A 15,361-nucleotide genomic window follows, 5' to 3' on the forward strand; every position below is an offset into this window, starting at 1 on the left:
TGTCGTGGCGCCCTACTCCGCCTCGGTCGGCGTCTCCGGGTACCGCTTTCCCGATCTGCGGACGGTGCTCGCCCGGGCGAGCCCCGTGCGTTCGGGCGACGAGCTCGCGGGAGTCGCGGCCGGCAGTGACGCCGAGCGGGTCGCCGCCAGGCTCGTCCTGGCGGATCTCCCACTGCGCACGTTCCTCGACGAGGCGGTGGTGCCGTACGAGACCGACGAGGTGACGCGTCTGATCGTCGACACGCACGACGCGGCGGCCTTCGCGCCGGTCGCCGGGATGACGGTGGGCGAATTCCGCGACTGGCTGCTGTCGTACGAGGTCACCTCGTCGGAGCTGTCCGCACTGGCCCCCGGCATCACCCCGGAAATGGCCGCGGCCGTCAGCAAACTGATGCGCAATCAGGATCTGATCCAGGTCGCCCGGAAGTGCACGGTCGTCACCCGTTTCCGGAACACCATCGGTCTGCCGGGGCGCATGTCGGTCCGCCTCCAGCCGAACCATCCCACCGACGCGCCCGAGGGGGTGGCCGCCTCCGTCCTCGACGGCCTGCTGTACGGCTGCGGCGACGCCGTGATCGGCATCAACCCCGCGACGGACTCCGTCCCGGCCGCCATCGAGCTGCTGCGGCTGACGGACGACATCAGGCAGCGGTACGCGATCCCCACCCAGACCTGTGTGCTGACGCATGTCACGAACACGATCCGGGCGATCGAGCGGGGCGCACCCGTCGATCTCGTCTTCCAGTCCGTCGCCGGTACCGAGGCGGCCAACCGCGCGTTCGGCGTCGACCTCGCCCTGCTGGCCGAGGCGCATGCGGCGGGGCGCTCCCTGGGCCGGGGCGAGGTGGGAGACAACGTCATGTACTTCGAGACGGGCCAGGGCAGCGCCCTCTCCTCCGACGCCCATCACGGGGTCGACCAGCAGACGCTCGAAGCGCGCGCGTACGCCGTCGCCCGGCGCTTCAGTCCCCTGCTGGTGAACACGGTCGTCGGCTTCATCGGCCCCGAGTACCTCTACGACGGCAAGCAGATCGCGCGGGCCGGGCTGGAGGACCACTTCTGCGGGAAGCTGCTCGGCCTGCCGATGGGCTGCGACGTCTGTTACACGAACCACGCCGAGGCCGACCAGGACGACATGGACAACCTGCTGACGCTGCTCGGCGTGGCGGGCTGCACGTTCGTCATGGGAGTGCCGGGCTCGGACGACGTCATGCTCAACTACCAGAGCACCTCCTTCCACGACGCCCTCTACGTCCGGTCGGTCCTGGGGCTGCGCCCCGCCCCCGAGTTCGAGGCGTGGATGGAGCGCATGGGGATGTTCGACGCCGAACGCAGGGTCGTGGCGCCGGTCGGCCACAGTCCGCTGGCGGCCGGTCTCGACGCACTGCTGAGGGGGGCCGGATGAACGACGCGGAGAGCCCGGACCTGTGGGACCCGCTGCGCCGGTACACCCCGGCCCGGGTGGGTCTCGGGCGCAGCGGCGCCGCGCTGCCCGTGCGCCGGCTGTTGGAGTTCCAGCTCGCTCACGCGCAGGCGCGCGACGCGGTCCATCTCCCGGTCGACTTCCGGTCGGTACGGGAGGCGGCCGACGGGCTCCCGGTCGTCGAGGTGCGCAGTTCGGCGCCCGACCGCACGACGTATCTGCGCCGCCCGGATCTCGGCAGGCGGGTGCACCCGGACGATCTCGCGCTGCTCCCGGAGCCCGACGGCTGCGAACTCGTCGTGGTGGTGGCGGACGGACTCTCGGCGGCGGCGGTCCACCGGCACGCGGGGCCCCTGCTGACGGAGCTGCGTCCGCGTCTCGCGGCCTTCGGCGCGGTCCCGGTCGTCCTGGCCTCCCAGGCACGCGTCGCCATCGGGGACGAGATCGGCGAACGGGTCGGCGCACGCCTGGCCGTGGTCCTGGTGGGCGAGCGGCCCGGTCTCAGCGCGGCCGACAGTCTCGGGGTCTATCTGACGTACGCGCCGCGCGTCGGCCGCCGGGACTCCGAGCGCAACTGTCTCTCCAACATCCATCCGCCGACGGGGCTCGGCCATGAGGCCGCCGCGCGTGCTCTGGCCTCGCTGATCACGCGCTCACTGCGGCTGGGCCTGACCGGTGTGGGACTCCAGGACGACGAAGGGCCGCCGCCCATCGGCCCCGCGCGGTGAGCCCGCGCGGCGCATGCGCCGCGTCAGGACTCACGGCCGGTCAGCGAGAGCAGGTCGCGGGCCGGGCCTGTGGGGCGGTGGCCGGTGGGCCAGACCGCGCGGAGCTGGCGCCGGAGCCGTACGCCCGCGATGGGGACCGTGACCAGGCGGCGGGCGGAGAGTTCCTCGCCGAGCGCCAGTTCGCTCAGTACGCAGGGGCCGGCGCCGCTCTCCGCCGCGCCCTTCACGGCCGTGGTCGAGGAGAGTTCGAGCAGCGGCTGCGCCAGACCGCCGTGGACGGCGAGTGCGGCGTCGAGGACCTGGCGGGTGCCGGAGCCGTACTCGCGCAGGATCAGCGGGGTGGCGGCCAGCTCCCCGGGTGTCAGGGCCGTGCGGCGGCGGGCCCAGGGATGGCTGGGGGCCACCACGACGACGAGGCGGTCGTGGGCGATGACCGTGCCGTCGAGACCTTCCGGTATCGAGAGGCCCTCCACGAATCCCAGATCGGCCTCGCCGGCGAGCAGGCGCTGCGCGACCGCCGCGGAGTTCCCTGCCAGCAGGGACACCGCCGTGCCGGGCCGCTCGGCACGCAGCGCGATCAGCCAGCCCGGCAGCAGGTACTCGGCGATGGTCATGCTGGCCGCGACCCGCAGCCGGGAGTCCCTGCGGTCGCGCAGTGCCTGCGCGCCCGCGTCGAACGCCTCGGCCGCCTCGACGATCCGGCGCGCCCAGTCCGTGACGAGTGCGCCCGCGTCGGTCAGCCGGGAGCCGCGGGGCGAGCGGTCCAGGAGGGCGACGCCGAGCTGGCGCTCCATCGTCCGGACGCGGCTGGACGCCGCGGGCTGGGTGATGCCGACGTCGCGGGCCGCACGCCCGAGGCTGCCGTGCCGGGCGACGGCGAGAAGCAGCTCCAGCGCTCCCAGGTCGGGAACCCGGTGGGACAGGGGTGTGTGCTGGTCGCTGGGCATAAAGGCAGCTTATGACCTCATAGGGCAGGGCTCCCTGGTGGGGGATGCCGTACGCCACCAGAATCGTGTCATGGCCATCTATTCGCAGACCCAGTCCCGCGCCGGTGCGTACCGCCCGGCCGCTCTCCGGCCCCCGGCCCTGCGGTATGTCGGCCCCAACTGGTACGCGACCGTCATGGGCACCGCGATCGTGGCGAGCGCGGGCGCCACCCTGCCCGTGCACGTCGACGGACTGCGGGCGGCCTGCACGGTCGTGTGGGCGCTCTCGGCGGTGCTGCTCGCCGTCGTCCTCGTGGCCCGCGCCGGCCACTGGCTGCTCCACCGCGACCAGGCGCGGGCCCACCTCCTGGACCCGGCCGTCGCCCCCTTCTACGGCTGCCTCTCCATGGCGCTGCTCGCGGTCGGCGGGGCCACGATGGTGGTCGGCCGGGACGTGATCGGGCACGGGGCAGCGGTCGCCGTGGACACGGTCCTGTACGTTCTCGGCACCGTGATCGGACTCGTCACCGCGGTCGCGATCCCGTATCTGATGGTCGTACGCCACCGGCCCGCGCCCGGGACGGCTTCCCCTGTCTGGCTGCTGCCGCTGGTGGCGCCCATGGTCTCCGCCGCGCTCGGTCCGCTGCTGGTGCCGGAACTGCCCGCCGGTCAGTGGCGTGAGGCGCTGCTGCTGGCCTGTTACGCGATGTTCGGGCTGTCCCTGCTGGCGACGCTGGTGGTGCTGCCGCTGGTGTTCGGCCGGCTGGTGCACCACGGGCCGCTGCCCCTCGCCCTGACGCCCACGCTGTTCCTGGTGCTCGGTCCGCTGGGGCAGTCGACGACCGCGGTGAATCAGCTGGCCGATGTGGCGCCGGCGGCGATCGGGGCGCCCTACGCCTCCGCCTTCTCCGCGTTCGCCGTGCTGTACGGGGTGCCCGTGATGGGGTTCGCGCTGCTGTGGCTGGCGCTGGCCGGTGCCATGGTCGTACGGGCGGCGCGGGGCGGGATGACGTTCACGATGACGTGGTGGGGCTTCACCTTCCCGGTCGGCACGTGTGTGACCGGCGCCTCGGGACTGGCCAGGCACACCGGGCTCACGGCCTTCACCTGGCTGGCCGTCGCCCTGTACGTGTTCCTCGTGGCGGCGTGGTCGGTGGCCGCGGTGCGGACGCTGCGGGGTCTGGCCGGCGGATCGCTGCTCGCAGCGCCGCCGGCGCCGCTGCCAGTGACGGCCCGTACCACGTGAGGAAACGCCCGTCGACGAGTGCGGCGGGCAGTCCGGGGAAGGCTTCGGGGCCGTCGTCCGCGGTGAAGCGGTACGGCTCGTCGGGCAGCACGACCAGGTCGGCCCCGGCCGCGCGGAGCTCCTCCAGCGGAATCCGCGGATAGCGCTCGGGGTGGTCCGCGTAGACGTTGCGCACGCCGAGGCGGGCCAGCAGGTCGCCGGCGAAGGTGTCGCGTCCCAGCACCATCCAGGGTCTGCGCCAGATCGGCACGATCGCGTCCCGGGGCGGCGGGGGCGGCGGCAGCGCCGCCCAGGCCGCCCGCGCCTCCTCCAGCCAGCCGGGCACGGCCAGTCCGCAGCCGGTGACCAGGACCCTGCGCAGCTCGTCGAATGCCTCGTCGAGGGTGCGGATCCCGGTGGTCATCACCTCGATGCCGGCCTCACGCAGCGCGGTCAGGTCGGCGGGCCGGTTCTCCTCCTCGTTGGCGAGGACGAGGTCGGGGCGCAGCGCGACGATCGCCGCCACGTCGGGGTTCTTGGTGCCGCCGATACGCGCGGCGGCGAGACCGGCGGGGTGGGTGCACCAGTCGGTGACACCCACCAGCAGGCCGGGGGCCGTGACGGCGACGGCCTCGGTCAGCGAGGGGACGAGCGAGACGACGCGCACGCGCGATCAGCGCCTTTCAGCGACGGGGGTCGAAGGTGGCGTCGATGTGCTCCGCCACCGCGACGACGAGCAGCCTGGTGCCGGGGACGGTCGCGCGCCAGCGGTGCCGCACACCGCCGGACAGGAACAGCGTGTCGCCGCGGTCGAGCCGGTACGCCTGCCCCTCGGCCTCCACCTCGGCGGCGCCCTCCACCACGTACATCACCTCGTCGTTGCGGTGCTGGAACTCGCGCCCGAGGTCCTGCTCGCCGGTGAACTCCAGGGCGCTGAGCTGATGACGCCCGCGCACCACCCTGCGTACGCCGTCGCCCTCGCCCGCCCGTACGACGTCCACGGCGCGCGCCGAGTCGGCGGCGGCCCGCAGCCGGGCGGTCGTGGTCTCCAGGGCTTCCGCGACGCGGTCCAGGGACTTGGCGCTCGGCCGGGCCCGTTCGTTCTCGATCTGGCTGAGGAAGGGCACGGACAGTCCGCTGCGCGCGGCGACCGCGGACAGCGTGAGCCCGAGGTTCCTGCGCCGTCGGCGAACCGCGGCACCTACCCGCGGTGTGTCCTTGTCGTCCATGTCCGGCTCCCTCCCGCCTGGCCATCCTCCCGGCTGCCAGCACCCTACGCATGTCGTTCGCCGGATGGCGCCGGAGCGAATGGAGGGAAACCTACCGGGGAGTGACCGGGAGTACACCGAAGGGGACGGTCCCGGTGCGATACCGGGGCCGTCCCCTTCGTCGTGTTACGGGGCCGAATCAGCTGCCGACGGGCGTCAGCTCGTCGATCACGTCCGGGTTGGCGTCCATCCAGCGACGGGCGGATTCCTTCTCCTTGCCCGCACCGCCCTTCTGGATCTCCACCTCGAGCGAGGCGAGCTGCGCCTCGCTGAGCTTGAACTCCTTGAGCCAGCCGGTCAGCTCGGGGAAGTCCTCGGCGAAGTCCTTCTTGGCGACCGTGTGGATCTGCTCGCCCTTGCCCCAGGCACCCTTCGGGTCCTTGAGCTTCTTCAGGTCGTGCTTGCCGTAGGCCCAGTGCGGCGACCACAGGGTCACCACGACCGGCTCCTTCTTCTTGATCGAGCGGTTGAGCTCGGCCAGCATGGAGGAGGTGCTGGAGGAGACGACCTCGTACTCGCCCTCCAGGCCGTACTCCTTGAGGACCTTCTTGTTCAGCGTGCCCATCATCCCGGCGCTCGACTCGATGCCGATGATCTTGCCGTCGAACTTCTTGCCCTGACCCTTGAGGTCGTCGAGCGAGTCGATGCCCTTGACGTACGAGGGGACGCTCAGCTCCAGCGAGGTCGGCCCGTACCAGGAGCCGAGATCGGTGAGGTCGTCCTTGTAGCGGTCGAAGTAGTCCTTGTGCGTGGTCGGCAGCCAGGAGTCGAACTGGACGTCCATCTGCCCCTGCGCGAGACCGGTGTACAGCGGACCGGGGTCGAGCTGCTTGACCGTCGTGTCGTAGCCCCGGTCCTCCAGCATGTTCTGCCAGAGGTAGGTGCTGGCGATGGCCTCGTCCCACGGGAAGTAGCCCATGTTGACGGTCTTGCCCGCGTCCTTGCCCTGGGCGGGGCCACCGGCGCCGTCGGGCAGCGGGGCGAGCTTGTCGACGAGGCCCGGGTTCTTCTTCAGCCAGGTGCGGACGCCGTCCTGCTCCTGGCCCTGGCCGGCTCCCTGGATCTCGTTCTCGAGACCGGTGAGCTGCTTCTCGGTGAGCTTGAACTTCTTCAGCCAGTCGGCGACGGCGGGCGCCTTCTTCGCGAAGCCCTTGTGCGCGACCGTGTGGATCTGCTCGCCCTTGCCCCAGGCACCCTTCGGGTCCTTGAGCTTCTTCAGGTCGTGCTTGCCGTAGGCCCAGTGCGGCGACCACAGGGTCACCACGACCGGCTCCTTCTTCTTGATCGAGGCGTTCAGCTCGGCCAGCATGGAGGAGGTGCTGGAGGAGACGACCTCGTACTCGCCCTCCAGGCCGTACTCCTTGAGGACCTTCTTGTTCAGCGTGCCCATCATCCCGGCACTGGCCTCGATGCCGATGATCTTGCCGTCGAACTTCTTGCCCTGACCCTTGAGGTCGTCGAGCGAGTCGATGCCCTTGACGTACGAGGGAACCGTCAGCTCCAGCGAGGTCGGGCCGTACCAGGAACCGAGGTCGTCCAGCTGGTCGCTGTACTTGTCCCAGTAGTCCTTGTGCGTCGTCGGCAGCCAGGAGTCCGTCTGGAAGTCGATGTCACCGCGGGCGACGCCCGAGTAGAGCGGACCGGCGTCGAGCTGCTTGATGCCCGTCGTGTAGCCGCGCTGCTCCAGGAGTTCCTTCCAGAGGAAGGTGGAGGCGATGCCCTCGTCCCAGGGGATGTAGCCCAGGTTGATCTTCTGGCCCTTACCGACGTTCGTACCGGCCGCCTGAGCGGTCTTCCCGTTGTCGGAGCCCACGAGGTTCAGGCCGCCCGCGACGAGCGCCAGGACGACCACACCGACCATCGCGACCGCGGTGCCCGGCTTGTAGTGCGTGAACGCGAGGCGCCGCGCACCGGAGGCGGCCTTGGCCGCGGCCCGGCGTCCGAGCGGGGAGACCCGCTCGTTGAGCGCGCCGGTCATCCGGTCCAGGTACATGGCGAGGATGACGACGGCGATGCCGCTCTCGGCGGCGAGGCCGACCTGGAGCTGGGTGATCGCGGCGTACACCTTCTCGCCGAGACCGCCGGCTCCGGCCATACCGCCGATGACGACCATCGACAGCGCCAGCATGATGACCTGGTTGATACCGGCCATGATCGTCGGCAGTGCGAGCGGCAGCTGCACCCGGGTCAGGGTGTCCTTGGGCGTGGTACCGAACGCCTCGGCCGCCTCGACCAGTTCACCGTCGACCTGACGGATGCCGAGCTCGGTCATGCGGACGCCGGGCGGCATCGCGAACACGATGGTGGCGATCACACCGGGGGTGACGCCGACGCCGAAGAACATGACGCCGGGGATCAGGTAGACGAAGGCCGGCATCGTCTGCATGACGTCGAGCACGGGCCGCAGAGCGGCGCTGACCTTGTTGTTGCGTGCGGCCCAGATGCCGGTGGGCACCGCGATCACGATGGTGATGACCGCCGCCACGACGACCAGCGACAGCGTGGCCATCGCCTCGTCCCAGAGGGCGAGGGAGTCGATCAGGGCGAAGCCCACGAAGGTGAGGGCGGCCGGGATCACACCGCGCAGCCAGAAGGCGATGACGGCGAAGATGCCCGCCATGAGCAGCGGTTCACCGCCGCCGAGTACCGCGTTGACTCCGTCGTACATGCCGCCGAGCACGGCCTTGATGGCGTCGAAGATCCAGGTGAGGTTCGACTGGAGCCAGTCGACCGCGTTCTCGACCCATTCGCCGAAGGTGAACCTAGGCACCGGCGCTCACCTTCTTGACGTCACGCGGAGCGGGGAGCACCGTCTCGATCTGCGGTTCCTCGCCCAGGGCGGCGAGCAGCCGGTCGCGGGGCACGACGCCGATGACGTCGCCCTCCGCATCGGTGACCGCGACCGCGACACCACTGGTGGAGCAGGGGGTGAAGAGCTCGGCGATCGGCGTCTCCGCGGACACCGTCGCGGGCGCGTCGGCCAGCAGCTCGGCGTCGGAGCGGCCCTTCTCGGGCTGCTCCATGATCGAACCCGCGGTGAGCACGCGCGAGCGGTCGACGTCCTGGATGAACGAGGCGACGTAGTCGTTCGACGGACGCACCAGGATGTCCTCGGCGGTGCCCTGCTGGACGATCTTCCCGTCGCGCATCACGGCGATCCGGTCACCGAGGCGCATGGCCTCGTTGAGGTCGTGCGTGATGAAGACGATGGTCTTCTTGAGCCGCTTCTGCAGTTCGAGGAGCTGGCTCTGCATGTCGCGGCGGATCAGCGGGTCCAGCGCGCTGAAGGACTCGTCCATCAGCAGCAGGTCCGCGTCCGTGGCGAGCGCGCGGGCCAGGCCGACCCGCTGCTGCATGCCTCCGGACAGCTCGTCGGGCCAGGACTTCTCCCAGCCGGCGAGGCCGGTCATCTCCAGCGCCTCGGCGGCGCGCTTCTCACGCTCGGCGCGCGGCACACCCTGGACCTCCAGGCCGTACGCGGCGTTCTCCAGGACGCTCCGGTGCGGGAAGAGCGCGAAGTGCTGGAACACCATGCTGATCTTGGAGGAGCGGACCTTGCGCAGGTCCCGGGGGCTCAGTGCGGTCAGGTCCTGACCGTCGAAGAGCACCCGTCCGGCTGTGGGGTCGAGCAGCCCGTTGAGCATCCGCAGCAACGTGGACTTGCCGGATCCGGACAGACCCATCACGACGAAGATCTGGCCCGGTTCCACGGTGAACGATGCGTCGATCACCGCTGCGGTCGTTCCGTCGGCGCGCAGCTCGTCGCGGTCCGTGCCGCTCTCGAGTTTCCGCACGGCTTGATCGGGTCGTCTGCCGAACACCTTGTACAGGTGCTCAGCTTGCAGCCTTGACACATACACCTCACGCGTTGAACCGAAAACGGTCTGCCACCCCCGCCGGCAGACCGTGGAGCGGTGCGGATTCGGTCCGCACTGCACACGCACTGGTCGAAAATGCGCGTGGTCCGCTCCGGTGGCGCGCCTGCCCCCGCTTACGTAACCCAAACACGAGAGTGACCCAGTTCACTTTTATTCATGGCTCAACCAGGAACCGCGCGGGCTCCGGCGGGTCGCCGCGGGTGTCAGTGGCGTGCGGCATCATCGGGGTGTGACGCGACGCCTGATGCTCCTCGACACCGCTTCCCTCTACTACCGCGCCTATTTCGGCGTTCCGGACTCGGTGCGCGCACCGGACGGCACCCCGGTGAACGCCGTGCGCGGACTGCTCGACTTCATCGGACGCCTGGTGCAGGACCACCGGCCGGACGATCTGGTCGCCTGCATGGACGCCGACTGGCGGCCCCACTGGCGCGTCGAGCTGATCCCCACCTACAAGGCGCACCGGGTGGCGGTGGAGACGCCCGCGGGCCTGGCCGACGAGGAGGACACCCCCGACACCCTGGCCCCCCAGGTCCCGATCATCGAGGACGTCCTCGACGCGCTCGGTATCGCCCGGGTCGGCGTCTCTCCGTACGAGGCGGACGACGTGATCGGCACACTGACGGGCCTGGCGAAGGGCCCCGTGGACATCGTCACGGGCGACCGGGACCTCTATCAGCTGGTCGACGACGCCCGCGAGGTGCGGGTGCTCTACCCGCTGAAGGGCGTCGGCTCGCTCCAGGTGACCGACGAGGCGTGGCTGCGCGGGAAGTACGGCGTGGACGGCGCCGGCTATGTCGATCTGGCCCTGCTGCGGGGCGACCCGAGCGACGGGCTGCCGGGCGTCCCCGGCATCGGCGAGAAGACGGCCGCCAAACTGCTGGACGCCTTCGGCGACCTGGCCGGGATCATGGCCGCGGTCGACGATCCGGCCGCCCGGCTGACCCCCTCGCAGCGGAAGCGCCTGGACGAGGCGCGGGACTACGTGGCGGTCGCCCCGAAGGTCGTCCGGGTCGCCGCGGACGTACCCCTGCCCCCGTTCGAACCGGCACTTCCGCGTGAGCCGCGCGACCCGGCCGCCCTCGAAGCGCTCGCGGAGCAGTGGGGGCTGGGTGGCGCCCTGATGCGCCTGCTCTCCACACTGCGGAGCTGAGATGCTAACTTAGGTAAGCCTAAGTATTCGGAAACAGGGAGACCCTCGTGGCAGAACGGCCGGCACGTCAGGCACCCCAGGCGCAGGGGGCCCAGGTCCTGCGGACCGAGCAGATCACTCCGCACATGGTGCGCGTGGTGCTCGGTGGTGACGGTCTTGCCGATTTCGCGCTCGCCGGGTTCACCGACCACTACATCAAGCTGTGCTTCGCACCCGAGGGCGCGGACTACACACACCCCTTCGACATGGCGGCGATCCGCGAGGAGTTCCCGCGGGAGCTGTGGCCGACCACCCGCACCTACACCGTGCGGGCCTGGGACCCGGTCGCCCGTGAGCTGACGGTCGACTTCGTGGTGCACGGCGACGAGGGCCTCGCGGGCCCGTGGGCGATGCGCGCAGCCCCCGGCGACCAGGTGACGTTCCTGGGCCCCGGCGGGGGTTACGGGCCGGACGCCTCGGCGGACTGGCACCTGCTGGTCGGCGACGAGAGCGCCCTGCCGGCGATCGCCGCGACCCTGGAGCAGATGCCGGCGGGCGCGGTGGTCCACGCGTTCGTCGAGGTGCCGGACGCCTCGGAGGAGCAGAAGATCGTCACGCCCGACGGCATCGCCGTCACCTGGCTGCACCGGGGCGACCGGCCGGTCGGCGAGGCCCTGACGGCCGCGGTGACGTCCCTGGACTTCCCCGCGGGCGAGGTCCAGGCGTTCGTGCACGGCGAGGCGGGCTTCGTGAAGGACATCCGCCGCCATCTGCGCCTGGAGCGGCAGATCCCGCTCTCGCAGCTGTCGATCTCCGGGTACTGGCGCGCCGGCCAGAACGACGACGCCTGGCGCGCGGTCAAGCGCGAGTGGAACGAGCAGGTGGAGCGCGAGCAGGAGAGCCCCGCATAGCGCGTACGCACAGGAACCCCGGTCACCGACCAGGACGGTGACCGGGGTTCGGTCGTTCCGGGGGCACGCCCCCTCCCCGCGCGGCGCCCTCAGCCGGCCTCTCCCCCGGCCCCCTCGCCACCCTCCCCGTACGCCCGCGCCGACGCGTCCACGTGCGCGAGGCGTCGCAGCGCACTGAACATCGCCTCGCCGAGCACCGTGCCGACGACCACGCTCTCCACGAGGTCCTCCCGCGCGACCCGCCGCCCCACGTAGTCCAGATCGGCGCGGGCGACCGGCTCGGCGGCAGCCGCGTAGTCGTCGAGCAGTTCGACGAATCCCCCGTGCCCGACGCGCCGCAGCGCGGCCAGGACCGCGGCCAGGCTCTCGCCGGCCGGGCTCGTCGCATCGACCTTCCAGCCGCGCCGCTCCAGCAGTTCGGCCACCTCTTCCCGGGCGTCCTCCAGCTCGGGCCCGGCCTCGCCGCCCTCCAGCAGCGCGATCCGTTTCGCCGCGACACCCAGCACGTTGTGCACGGGCTGGCCGGGGTCGTCGACCGAGCGGAGCACGTCCCCGATCGCGGAGAGCGAGAGCCCGCCGACGTCGAGCAGCGCACGGATCAGCTTCAGCCTGCGCTCGTGGCCGGAGTCGTAGCTGGCCTGGTTCGGGCTGGTCAACTGCCCGGCGGGCAGCAGCCCTTCCCGTACGTAGAACTTGATCGTCGGTACCGGGACCCCCGACTTGCGACTCAACTCACCGATGCGCACCGCGTGTTCATCCTTCCGCCCTTGCCAACTACGGAGCCCATAGTAGATAGTTCCACTACCGGATAGCAGACAGTTCTACTATCCATAATTGCTCATGATCCTCACCGGGGGTACTCCTATGCAGTCCTGGCGTTCCTGGCACCGTCCCTTAGTCCTCTTCGCCGCGGCGATGGCCGTGATGGCCGTGGTCTCCGCAGTCGGCGTCCTGGCCGACGACCGGGTCCTCGCGGGCTCGGCGATCTGGGCGAAGCCCTTCAAGTTCGCCGTCTCGTTCGTGGCGTACGCGCTGTCGCTCGCCTGGATGCTGACGCTGCTCACACGCGGCCGTCGCATCGGCCGGTGGGCGGGGAACGCGGTGGCGGCGGCCTGCCTGGCCGAGATGGTCATCATCACCGTCCAGGTGGTCCGCGGCCGGCGCAGTCACTTCAACAACGCCACCCCCTTCGACGCACAGCTGTACAACGCGATGGCCATCAGCGTCGTCGTGCTCTGGACCGGCACCCTCCTGATCGCGATCCTGCTGATGCGCGCCCGCATCGCGGACCGCGCCTCCGCCTGGACGATCCGGGCCGGCGTCGCCCTCGCCCTGGCCGGGGCCGGACTCGGCTTCCTGATGACCCGGCCGACCCCCGAGCAGGAGGCCGCGGCCGACGCCGGCACGACCGACGTGGTCGGCGCCCACGCCGTCGGCGTACCGGACGGCGGCCCGGCGATGCCCCTCACCGGCTGGTCGACGACCGGCGGCGACCTGCGCATCCCGCACTTCGTCGGGATGCACGCGCTCCAGCTGCTCCCTCTCCTCCTGCTCGTGCTGGCCGCGCTGGCGGCTCGTCTCCCCCGCCTGGCCGACCCGCTGGTCCGGCTGCGTCTGGTACGTGTCGCCTCCGGTACGTACGCCGGCGTCCTCGCCCTGCTCACGTGGCAGGCGCTGCGCGGCCAGCCGCTGATCCACCCGGACGGTGCGACGCTCACCGCCGCGGCCCTGGTCCTCGGCGCATCCGCCGCCGGGGCGTACGCGGCACTGCGACCGACGCCCCTGACCCCCGCAAGCCACTCCACCGGACCCGCCGAGAAGGAGCTCATGTCATGACCGGTGCACTCTTCGAGATCGCGTTCCTGCTGGCCGCGCCCTTCTGGCTGCTCATGATCTTCGCCCCGCGCCTGCGGGCCACCGCACGCATCGCCGCCTCCCCGCTCACGGTGCTGCCGGTGCTGGCCGTCTACGTCACCATGGCGGTGCCGGTCCTCCCCGAACTGTGGACCGCGGTGAGCAGCCCCGACATCGACACGTTCCGCGAGCTGACGGCCCTGGCGAACGGCGCGGGCGCGGTCTGGGCGCAGGTCATCGCCTGGGATCTGCTGCTCGGTCAGTGGATGTACCTGGAGGGGCGGCGGCTGGGCATCTCCCCGCTGGTGATGGGTCCTCTGCTGGTACTCACGATCCTTCTGTCGCCGTTCGGCCTCCTGGTCTTCCTGGCCCTGCGCGCGGGCGTCGCCCGGGCGGCGAAGAAGCGTCCCGACCGGGCGGCACCCGTCGCCCACGGCCTCGCGGATTCCCCCGTGCGTGGAAGAATTTTTACGGATTGACCAATCCGTGCGGGCACCGGCTCCGAATCATGCCTGGGAACCGATGCGCTGCCTTGGAGGAAGCCCGCGTGAAAGAAGCCGTACACATCAGCGGAGCCCCTGCGGCGGGGCCCGATCTCCAGGAACTCCTGGTGATGGTCGCCCGTGGTGACCAGAACGCCTTCGCCACGGTGTACGACGCCGTCTGCGGGCCCGTACTCGGGCTGGTACGCAGTGTGCTCCGCGACCCGGCCCAGTCCGAGGAGGTGGCCCAGGAAGTCCTGGTGGAGGTGTGGCGCACGGCGCCCCGCTTCCAGCCGGACCGCGGGAGCGCCATGAACTGGGTCCTGACACTGGCCCACCGCAGGGCCGTCGACCGGGTCCGTTCGGCGGAGGCGGCGTCGGCACGCGAGCACAAGGCCGCCCTGCTGGACCGTACGCCCGACTTCGACGAGGTCGCGGAGCAGGTCGAGACCCGGCTCGAACGCGAGCAGGTGCGGCGCTGTCTGCGCACCCTCTCCGAACTGCAACGCCAGTCCGTGACCCTGGCCTACTACCGGGGTCTCACCTACCGCGAGGTGTCGGAGCTGCTCTCCGTACCTCTCGGCACGATCAAGACACGGCTGCGTGACGGGCTGATCCGGATGCGCGACTGCCTGGGGGTGAACGCATGAGCACGGCCGAGTTGCACACGCTCACCGGCGCCTACGCCCTGCACGCGCTGCCGGACGACGAACGGATCGAGTTCGAACGTCACCTGGGTGTCTGCGAGGCATGCGCCCAGGAGGTGCGGGAGCTGTCCGCGACCGCTGCCCGGCTCGGTCTCGCGGTGTCCCGGACACCGTCGGCCGGACTGCGCGACCGGGTGCTGCGCGAGATCGTGACGGTACGCCAGGAGCCGCCGCCGAACGGCAGGCTCGCCCGGTCCGCCGGGGCCCGCGAGCGGGCGCGCCGCCGGACCACGTACGTGCTCGCCGCCTGCATCGCCGCCGCGGTGGCCTTCGGCGGGGTCGCGGTGTGGCAGAACCAGGTGGCCCAGGACGCGAGGCAGGAGGCGAACCGGGCCGAGGCGCGGACCGAACAGATGGCCCAGGTGCTCACGGCTCCGGACGCGAAGACCAGTTCGGCCACGCTGGAGGGCGGCGCGCGGGGCACCGTCGTCGTCTCCGAGAGCGTGAACCGGGCGGTGTTCCTGGCTTCGGGGATGGAGCGGCCACCGGCGGGGAGCGTGTACCAGCTGTGGTTCGACGAGGACGGCACCATGCGGTCCGCGGGTCTGATGGACCCGTCCCGCTCGGACGAGGCCGTGCTGATGGACGGACCGGTCGACCAGGCGTCCGGCATGGGCATCACCGTCGAACCGGCGGGCGGGTCCGAGGAGCCGACCTCCGCTCCGCTGGCCCTGATGAGCCTCCCGGCCTGAGAGGCCCGGTGGCCGGACGGGCGCCGGCAGAAGAGCGGGACCCGGTGGTGCGTCATGCACCACCGGGTCCCGCTCTTCTCCGTCAGCCCGTGCGTGGCGGACGCTCTTCGTCGTCAGGCCCTGCGTGGCGGACGC

Annotated in this window: 14 protein-coding genes and 1 pseudogene; 9 read left to right on the plus strand and 6 right to left on the minus strand. The window is 71.2% G+C overall.

Features of this window, described 5'->3' with window-relative positions:
- Positions 1-4 precede the first annotated feature (4 nt).
- Both OG230_RS06515 and eutC read left to right on the plus strand, forming a co-directional pair.
- Positions 5-1,405 (plus strand): ethanolamine ammonia-lyase subunit EutB, encoded by a 1,401-nt coding sequence (locus tag OG230_RS06515; RefSeq protein ID WP_328909168.1) that lies wholly within the window; start codon positions 5-7, stop codon positions 1,403-1,405.
- Positions 1,402-2,151 carry an ethanolamine ammonia-lyase subunit EutC gene (gene eutC, locus OG230_RS06520; RefSeq protein WP_328909169.1) on the plus strand — a complete coding sequence of 250 codons (750 nt, stop codon included), beginning with the start codon at positions 1,402-1,404 and terminating at the stop codon, positions 2,149-2,151. Before OG230_RS06515 ends, eutC begins: the two co-directional genes overlap by 4 nt.
- Positions 2,152-2,174: 23 nt before the next feature.
- Here eutC and OG230_RS06525 read toward each other — a convergent pair whose 3' ends face one another.
- Positions 2,175-3,098: a LysR family transcriptional regulator gene (locus OG230_RS06525; protein ID WP_328909170.1), complete on the minus strand. Its 924-nt coding sequence runs from the start codon at positions 3,096-3,098 to the stop codon at positions 2,175-2,177.
- 175 nt (positions 3,099-3,273) lie between these two features.
- On the opposite strand from OG230_RS06525, the pseudogene OG230_RS06530 reads away from it, so the two are divergent.
- Positions 3,274-4,191, plus strand: a pseudogene (locus tag OG230_RS06530) (TDT family transporter); the annotation flags it as partial.
- Here the strand turns inward: OG230_RS06530 and OG230_RS06535 are convergent.
- The 4 genes from OG230_RS06535 to OG230_RS06550 all read right to left on the minus strand — a co-directional run bounded on the left by OG230_RS06535 (position 4,181) and on the right by OG230_RS06550 (position 9,424).
- A complete protein-coding gene (locus OG230_RS06535; protein WP_328909171.1) occupies positions 4,181-4,969 on the minus strand; it encodes a helical backbone metal receptor in 789 nt (262 codons plus the stop codon). The pseudogene OG230_RS06530 and the gene OG230_RS06535 sit on opposite strands and share 11 nt — an antisense overlap.
- 16 nt (positions 4,970-4,985) lie before the next feature.
- Positions 4,986-5,531: a helix-turn-helix domain-containing protein gene (locus tag OG230_RS06540; protein WP_328909172.1), complete on the minus strand. Its 546-nt coding sequence runs from the start codon at positions 5,529-5,531 to the stop codon at positions 4,986-4,988.
- Positions 5,532-5,709: 178 nt separating this feature from the next.
- A complete protein-coding gene (locus OG230_RS06545) occupies positions 5,710-8,340 on the minus strand; it encodes an ABC transporter permease/substrate binding protein (RefSeq protein ID WP_328909173.1) in 2,631 nt (876 codons plus the stop codon).
- Positions 8,333-9,424: a quaternary amine ABC transporter ATP-binding protein gene (locus OG230_RS06550; RefSeq protein ID WP_328909174.1), complete on the minus strand. Its 1,092-nt coding sequence runs from the start codon at positions 9,422-9,424 to the stop codon at positions 8,333-8,335. Before OG230_RS06550 ends, OG230_RS06545 begins: the two co-directional genes overlap by 8 nt.
- Positions 9,425-9,692: 268 nt before the next feature.
- On the opposite strand from OG230_RS06550, the gene OG230_RS06555 reads away from it, so the two are divergent.
- Complete coding sequence (locus tag OG230_RS06555; protein ID WP_328911322.1) at positions 9,693-10,601, plus strand: 5'-3' exonuclease; 909 nt, start codon at positions 9,693-9,695, stop codon at positions 10,599-10,601.
- Between the two features lie 47 nt (positions 10,602-10,648).
- A complete protein-coding gene (locus tag OG230_RS06560) occupies positions 10,649-11,491 on the plus strand; it encodes a siderophore-interacting protein (RefSeq protein WP_328909175.1) in 843 nt (280 codons plus the stop codon).
- Positions 11,492-11,580: 89 nt separating this feature from the next.
- On the opposite strand, the gene OG230_RS06565 is transcribed toward OG230_RS06560, so the two are convergent.
- Entirely contained in the window at positions 11,581-12,237 is a 657-nt protein-coding gene (locus OG230_RS06565; protein WP_328909176.1) for a MerR family transcriptional regulator, read from the minus strand.
- Between the two features lie 118 nt (positions 12,238-12,355).
- Between OG230_RS06565 and OG230_RS06570 the strand changes: the two genes are divergently transcribed.
- The 4 genes from OG230_RS06570 to OG230_RS06585 all read left to right on the plus strand — a co-directional run bounded on the left by OG230_RS06570 (position 12,356) and on the right by OG230_RS06585 (position 15,226).
- Entirely contained in the window at positions 12,356-13,327 is a 972-nt protein-coding gene (locus OG230_RS06570) for a hypothetical protein (RefSeq protein ID WP_328909177.1), read from the plus strand.
- Positions 13,324-13,824 carry an ABA4-like family protein gene (locus OG230_RS06575; protein ID WP_328909178.1) on the plus strand — a complete coding sequence of 167 codons (501 nt, stop codon included), beginning with the start codon at positions 13,324-13,326 and terminating at the stop codon, positions 13,822-13,824. The genes OG230_RS06570 and OG230_RS06575 overlap by 4 nt, the downstream gene beginning before the upstream one ends.
- Positions 13,825-13,892: 68 nt before the next feature.
- Positions 13,893-14,477 carry a sigma-70 family RNA polymerase sigma factor gene (locus OG230_RS06580; RefSeq protein ID WP_328909179.1) on the plus strand — a complete coding sequence of 195 codons (585 nt, stop codon included), beginning with the start codon at positions 13,893-13,895 and terminating at the stop codon, positions 14,475-14,477.
- Positions 14,474-15,226: an anti-sigma factor gene (locus OG230_RS06585; protein ID WP_328909180.1), complete on the plus strand. Its 753-nt coding sequence runs from the start codon at positions 14,474-14,476 to the stop codon at positions 15,224-15,226. Before OG230_RS06580 ends, OG230_RS06585 begins: the two co-directional genes overlap by 4 nt.
- The last annotated feature ends 135 nt before the right edge of the window (positions 15,227-15,361 follow it).

It is taken from the genome of Streptomyces sp. NBC_00234, assembly GCF_036195325.1.
In the GTDB taxonomy this organism is placed as follows: Bacteria; Actinomycetota; Actinomycetes; order Streptomycetales; family Streptomycetaceae; genus Streptomyces.